General features: G+C 50.8%; 8 protein-coding genes. 1 reads left to right on the top strand and 7 read right to left on the bottom strand.

Features of this window, described 5'->3' with window-relative positions; translation table 11 throughout:
• Window positions 1-19 precede the first annotated feature (19 nt).
• The 6 genes from Q4E93_RS21070 to Q4E93_RS21045 all read right to left on the bottom strand — a co-directional run bounded on the left by Q4E93_RS21070 (window position 20) and on the right by Q4E93_RS21045 (window position 14,944).
• The gene (locus Q4E93_RS21070; protein ID WP_303588616.1) at window positions 20-3,322 is read right to left on the bottom strand and encodes an ATP-dependent helicase; all 3,303 of its coding nucleotides are present in this window, start codon (window positions 3,320-3,322) and stop codon (window positions 20-22) included.
• Between the two features lie 40 nt (window positions 3,323-3,362).
• A complete protein-coding gene (locus Q4E93_RS21065) occupies window positions 3,363-3,863 on the bottom strand; it encodes a hypothetical protein (protein WP_303588614.1) in 501 nt (166 codons plus the stop codon).
• Window positions 3,864-3,915: 52 nt separating this feature from the next.
• Window positions 3,916-5,331, bottom strand: a complete 1,416-nt coding sequence (locus Q4E93_RS21060; RefSeq protein WP_303588612.1) for a hypothetical protein — start codon at window positions 5,329-5,331, stop codon at window positions 3,916-3,918.
• Between the two features lie 69 nt (window positions 5,332-5,400).
• Entirely contained in the window at window positions 5,401-6,132 is a 732-nt protein-coding gene (locus tag Q4E93_RS21055; RefSeq protein WP_303588610.1) for a hypothetical protein, read from the bottom strand.
• Between the two features lie 9 nt (window positions 6,133-6,141).
• Window positions 6,142-11,883 (bottom strand): T6SS effector amidase Tae4 family protein, encoded by a 5,742-nt coding sequence (locus tag Q4E93_RS21050; RefSeq protein WP_303588608.1) that lies wholly within the window; start codon window positions 11,881-11,883, stop codon window positions 6,142-6,144.
• Between the two features lie 34 nt (window positions 11,884-11,917).
• Window positions 11,918-14,944, bottom strand: a complete 3,027-nt coding sequence (locus Q4E93_RS21045; RefSeq protein WP_303588606.1) for an RHS repeat domain-containing protein — start codon at window positions 14,942-14,944, stop codon at window positions 11,918-11,920.
• A 340-nt stretch (window positions 14,945-15,284) separates the two neighbouring features.
• On the opposite strand from Q4E93_RS21045, the gene Q4E93_RS21040 reads away from it, so the two are divergent.
• Window positions 15,285-16,097 carry a hypothetical protein gene (locus Q4E93_RS21040; protein ID WP_303588605.1) on the top strand — a complete coding sequence of 271 codons (813 nt, stop codon included), beginning with the start codon at window positions 15,285-15,287 and terminating at the stop codon, window positions 16,095-16,097.
• Here the strand turns inward: Q4E93_RS21040 and Q4E93_RS21035 are convergent.
• Window positions 16,085-16,399 carry a hypothetical protein gene (locus tag Q4E93_RS21035; RefSeq protein WP_303588604.1) on the bottom strand — a complete coding sequence of 105 codons (315 nt, stop codon included), beginning with the start codon at window positions 16,397-16,399 and terminating at the stop codon, window positions 16,085-16,087. The genes Q4E93_RS21040 and Q4E93_RS21035 overlap by 13 nt on opposite strands.
• Between the last annotated feature and the right edge of the window lie 46 nt (window positions 16,400-16,445).

The raw sequence follows: 16,445 nt of genomic DNA, 5'->3' as shown, positions 1-16,445 counted from the left end.
ACTGACAACCCTCCACTCCTCATCGTTGCATGCCTTCAAAATACCCACCCCTCTCTTTGATCTGCCCGATCATCTCCCCGTAAAGCTCCGACCTCCCCAAGGCCGCCGAATTCCCCAAAATAATCAATTGATCTACAGCGCGGGAGATGCTGACCAAGAGCTTGCGATCCGTCACGGATACCTCATCCTCCGCCACACTTTGGATCGTCCGGATCTGCCGGGCATCGCTGATCGTCGTGGAGAATATGATGATCTTCCGCTCGTCCCCCTGGTACCGCTCCACGGTGTCGATGATAAAGGCTTCATTTTCCAGCAAGCCGTCCCGCAGATGTTCTTTGATGGCTGCGATCTGTGCCCGGAAAGGAGTAATGATACCGATCTCCGAAGGTTGTACCACCCCTGCTCCCACCAGCGCATTGGCTATCGTAGCCGCTATCAGCGCCTCTTTCTCATTCCTTTTCGGCCCTCCTTCACTGGGTGTCTCGACAAACAACACCCGATGATGACCATAATCCCGCAAAAAATGCCCTGCCGGCAGCTCATACACCAGGCCGCCATTCCGCTGAGCCTCCAATGCCGCCTCCAGCCCCGCACGATAGTGCCGGGAGATCAGCGATGCAATGTCCTCGTGCATCCGGTAATGATCCCGCAGCTGCCCATAAGCCTCTAACCATTGCTTGCTGGTGGCATTTTCCACCAGGCGCTCAAAGAGCGATTTGCGCAGGTCCGCAATCCCTAATTTATTCAAATAGACACTCTCGATCTTACAAAGACTATCATCTTGGGTGATCACCGCCGGCAATTGCTTGTGATCGCCGATGAGCACGAACTTGTCGAAAAGCACCAGCACGCTGCTGAGTACGGCCTCCGTCAGCTGAGAGGCCTCGTCCACGATCACTTCGCTGAAGGGGATGAACTGCCGCAGCAGTTGCCAGTTGTTATGGAAGGTAGTGACGGTGCTGACAAAAACCCGGTGGCCGTCGATCACCTTCCGCCAATTGTCGGGATTGTCGCCCTGGATCTGCCGGGAAAAAACAAACTCATCCTCCGTATAGCGGCTACCCAGGCGCAAATACGACACAGGCGCTCCCTGCCGCGGATGCCGGAAATGCTCGCAGATCTTATCCACGGCCTTATTGGTGAACGCCAGCACCACGACGCGCTTATCCGAAGTCCGGAGCAGACTTTCCCGTACATAATGCACGAGGAAAGTGCTGGTCTTGCCAGTGCCAGGCGGTCCTTGCAGGAGATAATAATCCCGCGCGTCCAATGCCTGCTGGATACTGGTCTGCTGAATCAACGTCAACGAATCATTAGAATACCTCGCCTCTCTTACAAACACGGGCTGCTCATGTCCGAACAAAACACGCTTCTTGCGCGCACTGGCCGTCAGCACATTGAAAAGGCAGGCAATGCCACTCCAATAATTCCTTTCGAAAATGTCCGGTTCCACGGCCCAGTGGCTGTATGTCTTGATAAAATTATAATCGGTCTGTTTGTTGTTCAGGCAGACCACCAGGCTGTCCTGGTGGATCTCATCCAGGCTGCCTTTCAGGATATGATGGTGGAGCGCTTCATAGTGCTCGCCCATCTTCGGATAAAGAATGACCAGGTCACCTTTCCGGAATGCATGATCAATCTTTTTGGTAAACTTCAAACGAATATACCCCAGCCCCTCCTTTATCTCTACCGTCTCAAGATCGTAGATCACCCGGAAATCATCCTCTTTACGCTCACGGGTATCCAGCCAAAGACCCGCAAATCCATTCAGCTGATCTTCCTGCTCTTCCTTCAACTGATGTCCTACTTTCGTATTGATGAACTCCCGCAGCAAGAAAGCGATCATCTGCTGGTAATACTCTGTGGCGATCCTTCCCGGCTCATAGGACGCGCGGAACTGGGCGAGGATCGTCTCCTTGAATACCGGCAGGCCCCGTACGCCTTCATTTTTGATCCGTTGCAAAACGGAGAAGTCCCCACCGGCCAATTGATAGATATGCGCCACGATCTCATTCCTCTCCTGGAGGACCTGCCTTTTTTCCAGGTGTTCACTCACCAGGTTGCGATAGGGCGAATCCGGGCACTTGGAATAGAAGACGGCATTGAAGCCTTTCCTGTCCTTGCCATACGTGCTTTCCAGCATCATGTCATAACAAACGACTTGCATCTTGTGATTGGGAAAGGCCAGCCGGTTGGGATTAGGATTCGGCGAGCTGCCACTCTTTAATTCGATGATATCCTGGGTGCGGGTATCTTCATTCTTACAGAGCAGATCCAATCGCCCTTGTAAACCATAATCCGTGGAAAAATAGGTAGGCTCTATCCAGATGTCTTTTTTCTTTTCTCGCCGCACCAGCTCCACGATATTCGGCAGATGCTCGGTGTGGATGCTCCGGTGGATGGCCAGCATCTCGGTACGGCCCAGCTGCGCGGCTTTCATGGCGTGCTGCTTCATGGCTGCCCGGTAAATATCGTTCTTGTCCTGGTTGGGGTCACGCACCAGCTCATCGAGATAGTAACCAATAATACTACCCTTTAAAGCCGCTGCCCCTGTCAGATCGCTGACCAATCTATTTAAGAAGAACAAATCACTATTCGCGCCATAGAAAGTATAACACTCCCCTATCTCCGTGGCATCCACCAGGAAGTCCGGCTCCAGGGTGATCAGGGTGTCGAAGGTCGTTTCGTAGGAATTCGTCCCGTCGCCCAACGCCCGCACATGCTGTACATGCAGAACGGCGTCTTCCTTCAGCCAGCTTCTGATGACGGTGTAATCATAATGTTCTTCCTTACGCACTCGAACCTGCACGGCTTCTTCCAGGTCCTTCAGATCATACGCATGCAGCACAAAGCCCTGTTTCCCACCCAGATCTTCCATTTCCGTCCAGGATGAACACAACAGCCGCAACTCGGTCAGCTTCGCATAGTTCCTTTTTGGATATAATCTTGTAAAATACCCTTCCCTGAAGCCTTCATCCCTTACGACAGCCCCACCCAAAGACATGGCTACCACATTCTTCAGCAGCATGATGCCTTGCTCCAGCGCCTTTTCATTCACCTTGCTTTCATCCCCTTCATTCACCAGCCGGCGGAAATTCTCCAGGTTACGTTGTTCCACATCCCGCATGGGCAGGGTGGCTAATAAATACCTGAAACGGGCATAGAAGTTCCGGAACACCATCCGCTCGTCAGCCGTAATAGACTTCACCAGCCGGTCGAACAGCTTGGCCAGGGCGATCATCCGGGGCGTGAGGTCGGCCCTCGACTTCCGGATCATTTCCAGCTCGGAGAGGTATTGTTCAGCTTTGACGGGGTGCAACATGGAGGTTGATCCGGTTTGAAACCCCGAATGTAACTAAACTTCATCTTATATTGATATCCGGAAGCCGGCACTCCATCATATTCTTCTTAGCCTCCTTCATACTCTTACCTCCCCCTAATATCTTTATGAACTCCTCCCGCCCCAGTAAATTGAGATAGAACTCCTTCAGTTTTTTATACCTGATCTCCGGCAAGTCGATATGCCTGGCAGTTGTCAATATAAAAGGCTCATGATGAATGATGAGCCTTTCCCGGTTTAGTAAACAGGCAGTATCGCCACTCTTAATGGAGAAAAATCTGGCAGGATCCATACTCCAATGTATTTGTTGGAACTTCACCGAATCGAAGATAAAAGCGCTATCACCCTCCCGTTTGTATTTCCCGGTAAACTTAAATTGATTGCATCCCGTCAGATCCTGGAATACAAAAGTCAGGTCATCATTCAATAATAGTATTACCTCTTGCTCTTTAAATGCCTCGACGTAATAATACTTTCGGGCGGCTGTTTTGCCTGCATTACAAGAACAAAGAATTGCAAGCATTGTAATTATCAGTATTGATCTCACATGTCTTTTTTGCAAACCCTTAGAAAATTTAGAAATTATACCCAATGCGGAAGATCACCGCCTGCGTCCTCGGCACCTGCTGGTAACTAAGGAAATCCCATAGCAGCTGCAGCTTCGTCTTCTTGAATACCCGGCTCTTCATGGACACTGTCTTGCTCACTCCTATCAATCCACTCTTCGTCCAGTTATTCCACGTACGCAACTGCTGATATGAAGAGAACGGCTTCGTATAATTGTACTCGAATCCTCCCGAAGCAGAAAAACTCCCCTTTAGCCTTACATCCACGAACGACCGCAATCCCATCCCCTGGCTGGAAAAGGCGATATGCTGGATGCCATTGCCCCAGCCCAGCTTGTAACTGGCGCCGACACCCACCATGCTCTTCTCACTTAACTTATACCCTACCGACAAGCCGAAGTCCGACACCGTAGGGAAATAGTAATTATTCCTCGTCGTCTGGAAATTCGTCCCATACTCCAGTCGTTTCCAGAATGTCTTTGTCTTCTGATCGTTGGGCTTGAAGTCTGGCATATCGATGTCACCGCTGCCGCCACCCAGCTTGCTGAGCTTATCCTTGTATCCATCCAATTGGGATTGGGCCGACTGAAGATTGGCCTGCAAGGCCGCAGCACCGCCCGCCGACACCTGCTGCTGGATCAGCGCCGCCACCTGGTCGCGGGTCTGCAGACCGCTCAGAGTGGCCGGATCGCCGTAGTTCCCCGGCAAATTGAACAGGCCCGCCAATTGCGAGTTTTGCTTCATAAATGCTTGAAAGGCGGGCAGCTTATTCAAGATAGCCAGGGCTTGTTTCGTCAGCTTGTCCGGGTCATTCAGCATCTCCTTATACTGCCGCACCTGCTGGGAATAGTAATAGACATCCTGGTTCAGCCCCTGGTAATCCTTACCCAGGAGACCGGCAAGATTCGTATGCTGCTGGATATACTGGGAGATCTGTTGCTTACGCTGCCGGACGAATTCCTTTATTTGGTCTGCATCCTGCATCTTCGCCTCCAGCGCCGTCAATTGCGTCAAAGCCCCGGCCGCCCGGGGATCCTTCATGAACTTCAACATGCCCTGCAATGAGTCAGTATAAGCCTGGTACTCTCCCGAAAGATGCAAGCCGCCATTGCCTGTGTCATTGGCCAGTCGCTGACCCAGCGCAGCATATTGCCCGGCAGACCCTGCAAACAATGCCTTTGCTGCCACGGAATCCTTTTTGTATAGTTTCTTATACATGCGCTGCTCCCGGCGTCGCATGCGCTCCAGGTATTTCTCCGTCTGGCTGGTGAGGTCTTTCTCCGCGCCCGCTATCTTCCGGCTGAGCCCATTGAGCCATTTGCCGGGAAGTCCCTGCACCGGGTCGTCAGGCCCGCTGGATTGCCCGTACGAACAGACACTCAGCAATGTCAGACATAGCATGCCCAAAGCCACTTTTTGCAGCATAATGGATCGATATTAATAAATGGAGGATGTCAGTTAGTCTAATAGGCGTTTTGCCCCCGGCGTGCAGAACTAACCTGGCTTAAGCGTTAAAACATCTCCCCCTTTATTGTCGATAAATCTAATAGCATCCTTATTTATAATAATACCCAATACCCGCGGACCGCTCCATTTACTATTGGAATCATAATATAGCGCTATTTCAGGTAGGCAGGTATTCTGGAACTTAAAGGATCCAAGCTGGACGACATCGACATGGTCGCATTTAAAGAGCGCTTTTATTTTCAGCTTAAAATTACTTTTGTCGAACACCCAATTGCCGTAATTTCCGCTTTCTATAAATGATGCAACTTTATAGGTCTTATTATCTCTGAATACAATGCCCTTTATAAATTCACCAAACACGTCCGCAGAATAATTTTCTGACACTTTTTTAAAGGTGATCAGATCACCCTTGTACCGTAATTTAAGGGCCTCTTTTACCAAATAAAGGCTGTAAACATTATCCTCTCTCGAGATAGACATTGAATCAGGGCCGGTGTGCGCTACTTTATATGTAAATACCCTTTGCTCGATTCTAAAAGTTACTTTGACCTGGTTGTCATTTTCGAATGACAGGTATAATGGCAAAAATTTCTCATGGTCAAAATATTTAATACTGCAGTCATGCCCTTCCCCGGATTCATAAAATCCGGCAACATTAACATTTATCCAGGCTCCTGTTATCGTTTTTGCACGGGCAATTTGACCTTGAACAGAAGCGCAAAGGACGGCAATTACAGAATATACAATAGCTTTTTTCATGTTATTGACTTATTTGACAGGCCAGAACCAGATCGTTCTTGAGTCCATCATTTGCTCAAAAAAAGGCGCCCTTATATCACTTCCATCCCACAGATCAATATGCCTTGCTTCATCGGTACGGGCTCCATCTTCTATAAACCCTTGAAAAAACATAATTCCTGTTCGTCCACTTAGCAAAGTCGGTATATCCTGTTTAGTCCCATTATAAACCTCAGGAGAGCCCAGCATGTTAGGTCCTCGCAAGAACATCGCCAGATTATATGCACCGAGAACCTCTCCTTTCTTGGTGAAAGTAGGCCCTCCCGGATTTGTCCTGTTTCTTACGCCACTTAAATTTACCCCCGATTTCATTAACGCGATACTCATTCTTATAGCACATTGGTTTATATAAAGATCCTGAGAATAGGGACCCGGACTATAAGGCATAGGATAGTTTTTCAGTAAAGTTTCAAAACTCGGGAACGTCCCATCCGAACTAAATGTGGCAACCGCCCGGACATAGGTATTCAGCGTGTTCCCGTCGCCATCACTGATCCCATACCCATAATCGATCCTGATCTTCGAAGGATTCCCATTCACCGAAGAGAACGTCGCATCCGCCCTTCCATCATCACCCACCTTCGCCATCAGGAAGGAGATCACCTGGTTCAAAGTGCCGCTGTTGGTATAGCCACCCGTGTTATACGCCGCCCGGTCGGCCGCAAATTCCGCCATAATACGATTATGGGATTCGGCCACCGCCTGGTCTACAGCATCCATCAATGGATTACGGTAGTATCCCGCCATCAGGTCGGAAGGCGGTCTGTCATCCTTGGGCGCCAGCCCCATCGGGTCGACATATCGCACCGGGTTGTTCGCTGCATAAGTATAAGGACTATAAGAGCTAAAACTACCCGCCATCGCATCCACCTGGAAAAAACGGCCCAGCTGCGGGTCCAGCATACGGAACCCGGTTGCATACATCTCCAATCCCGTCCCATCCGAAAATTCCTTATTCTGCAATTCAGACCCCTGGTTGAATCGATACTTATTCTCCGCATAGTTCAATTTCAGCGCTTTGTCGCTGATCCCCGCCATCGTCAGCCCCAACGGGTAATAATGTGTCTCTTCCAGCATGGGGCCACTGAACTGCTTTACAGTCAGGTTGTCAAAGAAGACATCCCGGTTGGGAGTCTCATTGCTCACCCAGACATAAAGATATCCGCTTTTGGTGATCTTCGCTGCATTGGCCAGGGGATTCAATACGTCCGCGCTCCCTACAGGGATCGCGCCACTTTGCGGAGCGCCGCTGACATATTTGAACTGGTTATCCAGCAGTATCCAATTCAGATAGGCTTTTGGCCGGCTGGTCGTAGCCGTATCATTGGACTGCAAGAAACTATTCAACGACGTGTATACAGGACTATTGGAAGTATTCAGTTCTGTGAAGCTGCCATGACTTCCGCCGGTGACGGTCGCCAGGCCGCTGGCCAGCGAGCTCAACACATCGGTGAAAGAATTGTTGGGGCTACCTACGCTGCCTCCAGACCGGTAGAAAGATTTGACGCCAATGACGACTGAATCCCCGGTCATCACCTTCAGCAGAATGGCCGGTCCCATTTTATGGCCGCTTCCATTGACACGGGCGACGGAATCGTTGGGTACGGTGGTGTTATCCGCCGGATATCCCCCCGGCACCGAAGCCGCTGGGTAGGCCGTGGAGTCGATGTTGTAGAACAGCTGCCTTTCCGTAGCCCGGTAGGCCGCCTCCATCGTGGCAATATACTGGGCTGTATCTTTCTGTTGGGTCAGCAGCACCCGTGCATTCCCCAGATGATCGGTGAGGATGAAATCATACTCGAATCCATAGGCTGTAGTGCCATTGAGGTATTTATGAGACGCCCAGCGGGCTCTTCCTTCCTCGTGGATAATGAATTGAAGGCTGTCATTATGATATACGAATCCTCCCATATAGGTGGTGGTATCTCCCCTCACGGGTATGACCGTACTGTCTGTAACGATCTTCTGGAGCTTGCCGCCTCCTGCATCATAAATATAGGTGACAATGCCTTTCCCTTTTACAAGCAATTGCTGGGGAAGATTGAGGTAATTGTAATTAATGCTGCTGATAGCCTTATTATTGTCCGAGACGAGATTGCCATTGCCATCATAGCTATAGTCCGTACCGCTTTTCGTGGCGGTGTTATAATGGAGATCGCCCAGCTTTGAATTCGGGTCATTCACGCCGTCTGACACCTGGGACAGCTTATTCCCATTCGCGGAATAGCTATAGGTTAGTTGATCCACAGCGGCAGAACCGCTCAATTTAAAGCCGCTTTGGTTCATCGTAAGAATATTCCCGTTCGCATCATAGGTGAGGTTGCTGACGCTGTAATTGATGTATGCGCTGTCCCAGGCTTGTCCGCTGGTGTTCTGTACAAAGGCCGCTGCCGTCAGCCGGTTGGCATTATCATAACTGTAATCATATTTTCTTCCAACACCATCGCCCGCGCTCTTCCAGATCTCGCCGGCCATATTGCCATTGAGGACGGGATTTACATAGCTGGTTGTCCCTGTGACAGAGGTAGTCTTGTCGTAGCTCAGCTCCAACCCAAAATAATGGTTGGCCGTTCCCTTCACGTAATTCTTGTTGATCCCGGTAAGCCAGCCGCGGATATTATAGTCATACGCCACGCTATCCACACCATTCCCCAGGTATTTCACGCGGAGTAAGCCTGATTCATTATACTGCAGGCTGTCGATCAGCTGATCGGCGGAGGCGCCGTCGATATTTTTCCAAATGCTCTTGACCCGGAGCCCCGCATCGTAGTTCACTTTCGTCAGCAATGTATGCCCTTGGGCATTGAACCCTCCTTTGCGGTGGCTACTCAGCTTACGCAATGGCTTGCCGGCAAAATTATATTGGACAGTCAAGGTGTCCACAGCGCCGGTGTAATTTACGCTCCTGCTCTGGATCGTACGTCCGCAGTCGTCATAAAAGCTGACGGAATATAAATATTGGCTGACCGTCCCCAGGACTTTAGTCTTCATGCCCGTCACCAGGCCCCTTGTGATGGGAAATGGAGTGAGCGGTAATGCATAGGTCGGAGATTGGTTATAGGTCGTGATAAAATAGCTGCTGTTGCTGGTGTAATTCGTAGCCATCGACGCGCTAAGAGCGGAGGTTGCCCCACTGACCCAGGCGTAGTCGTCATAATAAGTTTGCGTCAGCACTTCGTAGTTCCCTCCGCTGGTGTTCGGGTAGCTGACACTATTGTAAGCCTGCCCCTGGTGGTAGGATTGATCATTGCCGTCCGTCAACAGGCCTGTCCGCCAGGACCTGTTCATACTGTCGTACTCGACCACTTCCCATTTGCCCGATGCCTTTAAATTCGAATCCTGGGTCATGATCAGCCTGTCGCGGGCGTCAAATACCATCACCGACGCCGTCACTCCGGGGGCTTTATTGCTGTTGATCCTTTTCCGTTGGTCGTATTCATATCGGAAGCACAGCTCGTTAGCAACAGTTTGACTGATCACCCAACTGCTGTTGATGAGATTGACGGCAGCCGGTGGCACCACCATCCGCAAATTGTTCAGGTCATCGTAAATATAATAGGTGCAAAGCCAGCCTGCATGGGCCGTCCCCGGTGTTCCGCTTAACTGGACCTTTTTCAGGATCAGGCGGCCCGTCAGATCCTTATATTCCACCACCTGGTGCTTCGCCTCATCCGCCGAGATCGTCTTGAACAAGGAACCCGCAGGGAATAGGGTCGTAGTGGTCGGGATGCTACCCGGTGTTGCGTTGACAGTCCAGCTCCGGACGCTGTCGGCAGCCGTATTGATCAGGTATTGCGCGGATACCCCGTTACTGCCGCCCACCCAGCTGCTGCCGGGAGCATAAGTGGCCAGGGGGCGGCTTAGAGGGGAAGACTCATAATCCGTTTGCGCGTAATAGAACTGCTCATTGGGGAACTGGGCACTGTTGAATGCATTTTGCTCCGACAATGCATTCGACTTATAATTGCCGTCGGCGGACGGGGATACATAGGGCATATATTGGAGAGACTCTCTGCCTAACAGGTCATATACATGTAAGGTCACGATATCGTTCTGCAAAGGGCTTGCCTGCTTGTTCACTGTCTGGGAAAGCCTTCCCAATCCGTCGAAGTATAAAGTAGCCTGCTGTACATCCTGGAGACTGGTCAGATGATTGGCCGTCACCGTATCCGTAACACCAGGCTTCTGCAAGGTCCTCACCCGTATATAGTTGAGGCCTGTATTGATGACGCCGATGGTCACCTGGCAATTGTTGGTATATTCCGTATCCGTAGCGCAGATGACCCTCCTGCGGTAATAAGTGGCAGCGGTCAGCGCTCCGGGTGTATAGACCAGGCCGGTGGCGCCGGCAATGTCACTGAATGCCGTTCCATTCGAGGAGACCTGCCATTGATAAGAGAAGTTCTGTCCACAGATCCCACCGCTGGCCGCATTGGCCGTCAGCATGCCCGGGCTTGTTCCGGAAGCTATTGCAATGGTGGCCGGTGTTAGTGTCCCGGGGAACACCTGCGGGTTGACATTGATGAGGATTGCATTCGAATAAGCGGTCTCCGTTCCGCAAACGGCCTTCCTGCGGATATAGACATTGGCGACCAGGTTGCCCGGGTCGGCGGCGGCAGGACCGGACGTCCCACTGCCAACGTAGGTGAAGTTGATATTGTCCGTGCTCTGCTGCCAGAAATAGGTATAATTCCCGCCGCAATTTCCGCCCGTGGCGGATTGGGTATTCACGAATGTTCCAGGGCTCCGGCCATAGTTCACTGTCGTGAGTGGTGGTGCACCGATAGTGCCTCCCTGAAGAGGCGGCGTGACAGTCACCGTGGTCGTCCCCGAATAAGCCGTTTGCCCGTTGATGGTGACCATTCTGCGGTAATAGGTGGTCGCGGTCAGGGCTGCGGTCGGAGAGAAATTTTGCCCGCCGCCGCCGGAAGCTACAGGAACAAAATTGACATTGTCCGTGCTCTGCTGCCACTGGTAAGGGTAAGTCACTGTACCGCAGGCGCCGCCGCTGGCCACACTGCAGTTCAACGCGGCTGGCACTGTACTGTAAGTGATGGTCTGTGTCGAAGGCGAAACGCTGCCGCCGCCGGACAAAGCAGGCGTACTTACATTCACCGTTACACCGGGAGAACTGACGGTATAATCGAAAGAGATCACTCTAACACGGTAGTAAATGACACCTGCCGATGTCGGGGCCGCCGGCGTGTAGGTTTTGCTGGTAGCCCCGCTAATAGTCGTCCAGGTGCCGTTATCCGGCGAGCTTTGCCAGACATAGGAATAGGTGCCGTCACCCCCGGAAGGGTTGCTGGCGGTAAGCAGCCCCGGCGTATTCCCGCAGAGGACGCTCTGTGTGGAAGGGCTCACGGTAACGTTATTGACCAGGGCCGGGATAATGCTGATCTGCAGCGAGCCCGAATGCGAACTGGCATCCAGCACAACCAAAGACCCCCCGGTGACCGAGGTCACCGTATTGAAATGGACGGACACCGTGCCGGAACAACGGCATGAGCTGGGCTGCTCTCCCCCCGTACAAGATGGAGTGCCCCCGTTCCCGCTCCAGCAAAAAATGTTCGACCCCGGAACGGCGTAGGTATAGGTTCCTCCCGCATCCACTTTGGTAGGCCCTGTAATGGTATAGGTCTGGGCATAGTCCGTAGAAGAGATCAAAGACAAGACCAGTAATGAAAGGATATATTGTAAAGTACGTGGCATTTTTTCACCTTTTTGAAATGGGTCTGTATAAATTCTATTGTGGCTGAAAATGGTATTCCATTGTTTTGACGATGTTCCTGTCCTGGTCCCTTATCGTGCTCAACCTGCCCATTCCATCATAATCGTAATAAGTGACCTTATTCTCCACATCGCATTGACTGGTCATTCCTGTCAGGGGACTGTACGTAAAAGTGGTCATCTGCGCAGCCTGCGGGTATAGTCGCAGTTCATCGATGTTCCCGCCGCCGGATACGGACACCGAGGAGACGCCCGTAACGGTGTGTTCGAAATAGGTCCAGCCGCTGATGGTTTTCCCTTGCTTGACGGAAGTGCTGCCGGCGACAGTATAGCTACTGCCCGTCTTGCTCCAATAAGAGACGATGTAGGTATTGGCGCTCGTCAATCCTGCCAGCGTGCAGGCGCCGCCTGTCAGGTTATAGCTCCGGGTCCCGGTGACGGAGGATGTCTGGTCCCGGGTGCTGGAAGCGATGGTCCAGTTGCCGCCGCCATCTGCTTCAAAACTGGTGTACCCGATCTGCCCGGCCAGCGCATTGCGCACTTCCGCGATCCGGCAGGAATGATTGTAGTCCCATATAAAGCTGGTCGTCACATCGGCAGCCTTATTGTACTGGTTCAGATTGCCATCCCCGCCATACGCAAACTGTTCCTTTATAAAGTATCTCGAGTCCGGCAAAAGCGTAGAAAAGAGATTCCCGGATTGTGTCTCATTATTCAGGCTGGCGATGGGCGCTGTGGTTTCAATCGCATACGTGCCAACGGGTTTAAAAGTGCTCTGATCATAATTGGTCACCTGTCCCGATATGAGATTAGGACTGGATGCGCCATTCTGCAGCCATGTCTGCCTTTCGATCACAGGGCCCACCACATTCTTCGACACCATATTGCCCGTGAGAGTACTGGTATAATCTTCCGGGTATTTATATTTCTCGGTGAAGGTCCTGCCATCCGGCAGGACATCTACCGTTGATATAAGATTCCTTGCCGCATTATAATTATAGTTCGTGACGCTGGTGACTGAGTTGCCCTGCAGGTCATACTGGGTTCGTGACTGGGATGCAAGGTAGGTCCAGTAAGAACCTAAGCTCCCTGAAGTAGCCCCGTAGGTGTAGGTAGTTACACCCCCCACGGTATTGGAGCTTTGGAGATAAGCCGTGGCAGTATTAAAGGTCGTATCATTCACCGTAGCGTAGGTATTGGTCAGGGACGTCACGGGGACATATAGGCCGGAAACGCTGTTGTAGATCCATTGCGTTTTTTTAGCCAGCCGGATATCAGGAAATAAGTTCGAAAAAGAGGCATATTCATATTTGGATCGCTGTATCTCTTTTCCCGAAGATCTTACCTCGGTGACATTGTCATAATAGAACACATTGTTCATCGTGCTTCGGCCCGACGCCAGGTTATAAGCGCTGTACGTAGTATAATTGACTCCCCCGGCTGAATAGGCCGGACCCGTAAAGTCAGGGGGAGATAAAAGAATTCCACCTCCATAATAATAATTCGTTTGAGATACGGGAGTAGCTGACCCCGGCAGGAAGCTGGCAATGGAGTCGACATGGATACCCGGGCCGGAAGTTCCGGAATACTGAAATGTCGTATAGCCACCCGTAGGATAGGAGATGGTATCCAAAGCGCCCAGGGAACAGTATCGGAAATTGGGATTACGATTCGATACAACGCCCGAACTGGTGGTATTGATCAGCGACTGGTTGGGAAGCGATCCATCCGACCCATCGGCGCCGTTGTAATATCCCCAGTAATCGATACCTACGGTGCCTTTCGAGGGCCAGGTCTCATACTCATGCATATAGCAGAGCTTATAGGTCTGGGAATCTGCAGCTACCTGTGGATTGAATACTTTGAAATTCTTTAATTTCAGCCGGGCATATGTCCGGCCATCGGTAGCAGTTTGGCCGAAATATTCATAGCCGAATACATTCTTTTTGACAGTGTTTCCCGTAGCCCTGTCTATCACATCTATCTCATGGAGACTGGGGTAAGTGCCGCTGAGATCCAGGCGCGCCGTTGCATCCTGGATAAAATTGACCTGCGTGCTGCGGCAGGTGATGGATTGCAAGATCTGGGATTGGACCCTGGGGCTTCTGATATAGGTGGTGCCTACAAGGTCTGACTGACCGGTGGTATTCGACTTGACATAAGTAAAGTCGAAGGGCGTTTGATATTGGCTCCACATATACGACCCGTAGTTGAATGAGATCGTGTCTTTTTTGTCGGGCGAGATCATGGTGGTAAGATACCAGGCCGAGGTAAACACGGTATTTATGTCGTTACCCGAATAATAGGTATAAGTAGTCTCATTCGTATTGAATGCATAGGCAATGCCATCAGGGGTGGTGATCGTAAGCCCGCCCGTGACGGTCGGCCAGTTGATGGAAAAGCCTTTTGTATAAGGGAAGATATAGGCCTTACCGTTGTACCAGTAGAATTTAAAGGAATTTCCATTAAAATTACATTGGAAGATGTCCGGCGCCATATCATAGAAATAAGGACCTACGGTATAAGAGGTGGAATAAGCGTGACTGAGGAAATTTTGCGGTCCATAGTTATTTCGGAACAGGCTGTCATAGAGCGAATACTGCCCATAGTTAACCCCCGACTGCTGCGAGCTATCCACCTGCCCCTGCACCATCCGGCTAACCACTCCGCCGACATTTAAATTCCACCCCAGCCCCACCCAGCCGGCATCCTGTAAAGGACGCATGCCGTTATAATAGTAGGATAAAGATATAGGCAGGGAAAGCGAGCCGCATTTTACCGTGTACACCGGCAGATTGACGGCGGGAATGCCTTCATATAAGGACACGGGAATGTTGCCATTGTTCTCGAAGCCTTGTGTATTGGGTGACGAGGCAATGAGCCCGGCATCCAGCATGGGATTTGGATAAGCGGTTTGGGCCGCAAGAAACGAATGTCGCAGCGAAAGGGAGGCAATGCATAGATAAAAAAGTCCTGTTCTTAACATCATCCGCCAGGTAGAACGGATAGGAGGCAATGGATTTGTGGTCCGGGGTTCTTGCATGAGAAGCCGGTTTAAGGGTTATTGATGCGTTTGAAAAGTGTGAATTTGGAAAAAGGAATTCGAAGGGGGGATTAGCTTTGGTGTTATAAATATAGATAAGATCCCGGGAGGGCGGGGCACGAGTTCATATCCGTGTCGTTATAGCTATAGGTGTGTTGATTTGGGCAATAACTGTGCAGATGTAGCCCCCTCAATACATGCAATGCCTGATCGGTCCTATAAGTGCTTCTATTTACATATTTATTTTAGACATATTTAAAATAACTAATTCAATAAACTTGCTATATATTAAGCCCCCGAAATATCCTATTCCTTTTTTAGCCAAACTTAAACCTATCCAATGCGATCTGCCTGCCTGTTGCTATTGGGATCATTATCCTTGTTCACTTCCTGCCACCCCGGCGCACGCGTCCATGCAACGGAAAGACTTTTATACGACACGTTGGCAAAATACAGCTACCTCATCATTGGTATGCACAACGGGGAGGAGATCACTAATTCCACGGGATTTTTTATCAGGGACGCAGGAGACAAGCTTTTTCTCGTCAGCGCTTACCATGTCTTTACGGGATGCGACATCTACCCGGACACTTTTCAGGCACGCCGGCCAGACACTTTGAAAGTATGGTACACGGATACCATGGGCAGGTATACATTCACAAAGCTCCCATTGACGGCACATCTGAAAAAGCCTTGCAAGTCTGCGGTTACTTTGCCGGATGTGGACACCATGGAGGTAACTGCCTGGTTCAGGGATGGTGCGATCTATTCCATCGAACACCTGGCGCCTCATCACTGGAAAAAACCCGATGTCGCCATTAAAGGGGACACCGTCGCTTGTTATGGATACTCCCAGCATCGTTCTGCAAAGTTTCCTCCCAAAGACGGAGACGCCCGGGTAATGCCGGGCGGCTATACCAGTCACGCTATTGAAGTGCCGGACGGGATTCGCGCACTCGGGCAGACCTATATGGCAGTCCGCCCTGCCTACAAAGAGGGATTTTCCGGGGCCCCCATATTCATGATAACGTCAGACAGCACCCATAAAAGAACGATTGAATTCGCCGGCATCCAATCGGGCAACAGTGAAGATAATAGCCACAGCCTGATAGTCAGGGGCGCTGAATTGGGGACGCTGCTTCAATGGAAATAGAATCGATCTACATGCCTGACCCTGCGCAGGCCGTCGTCAAAGAAGACATATAATGTGCGGGCATTGTCTGTATAGAACCCATGGCGGATATACACTTTTTTGAATCCTTTCCGCAAGGCAGTGCTTCCGGATACGGTGTAGGTACACGGCACCGTATCATAACTTTTCAAACTGCCAATAGAAGAATAGACGTGACCGGGACTTTCAGGCAGTTTGAGCGTATCGCCTGCGGCATGCCAGTTTTGTGCGACAGCGGGTGAACTTACGGCAAGCAAAAGGGTGGCAACTGTCCAACATTTCATGCAGTATTTTTTACACGACCTAAATTTGCAACAATTCCGGCCTTCC

The sequence above is a fragment of the Flavitalea plasmicola genome (assembly GCF_030546645.1).
GTDB lineage: Bacteria > Bacteroidota > Bacteroidia > Chitinophagales > Chitinophagaceae > Puia.
The sequence above is the reverse complement of the archived record's forward strand: the minus strand, read 5'-3'. Positions and strand labels throughout refer to the sequence as shown.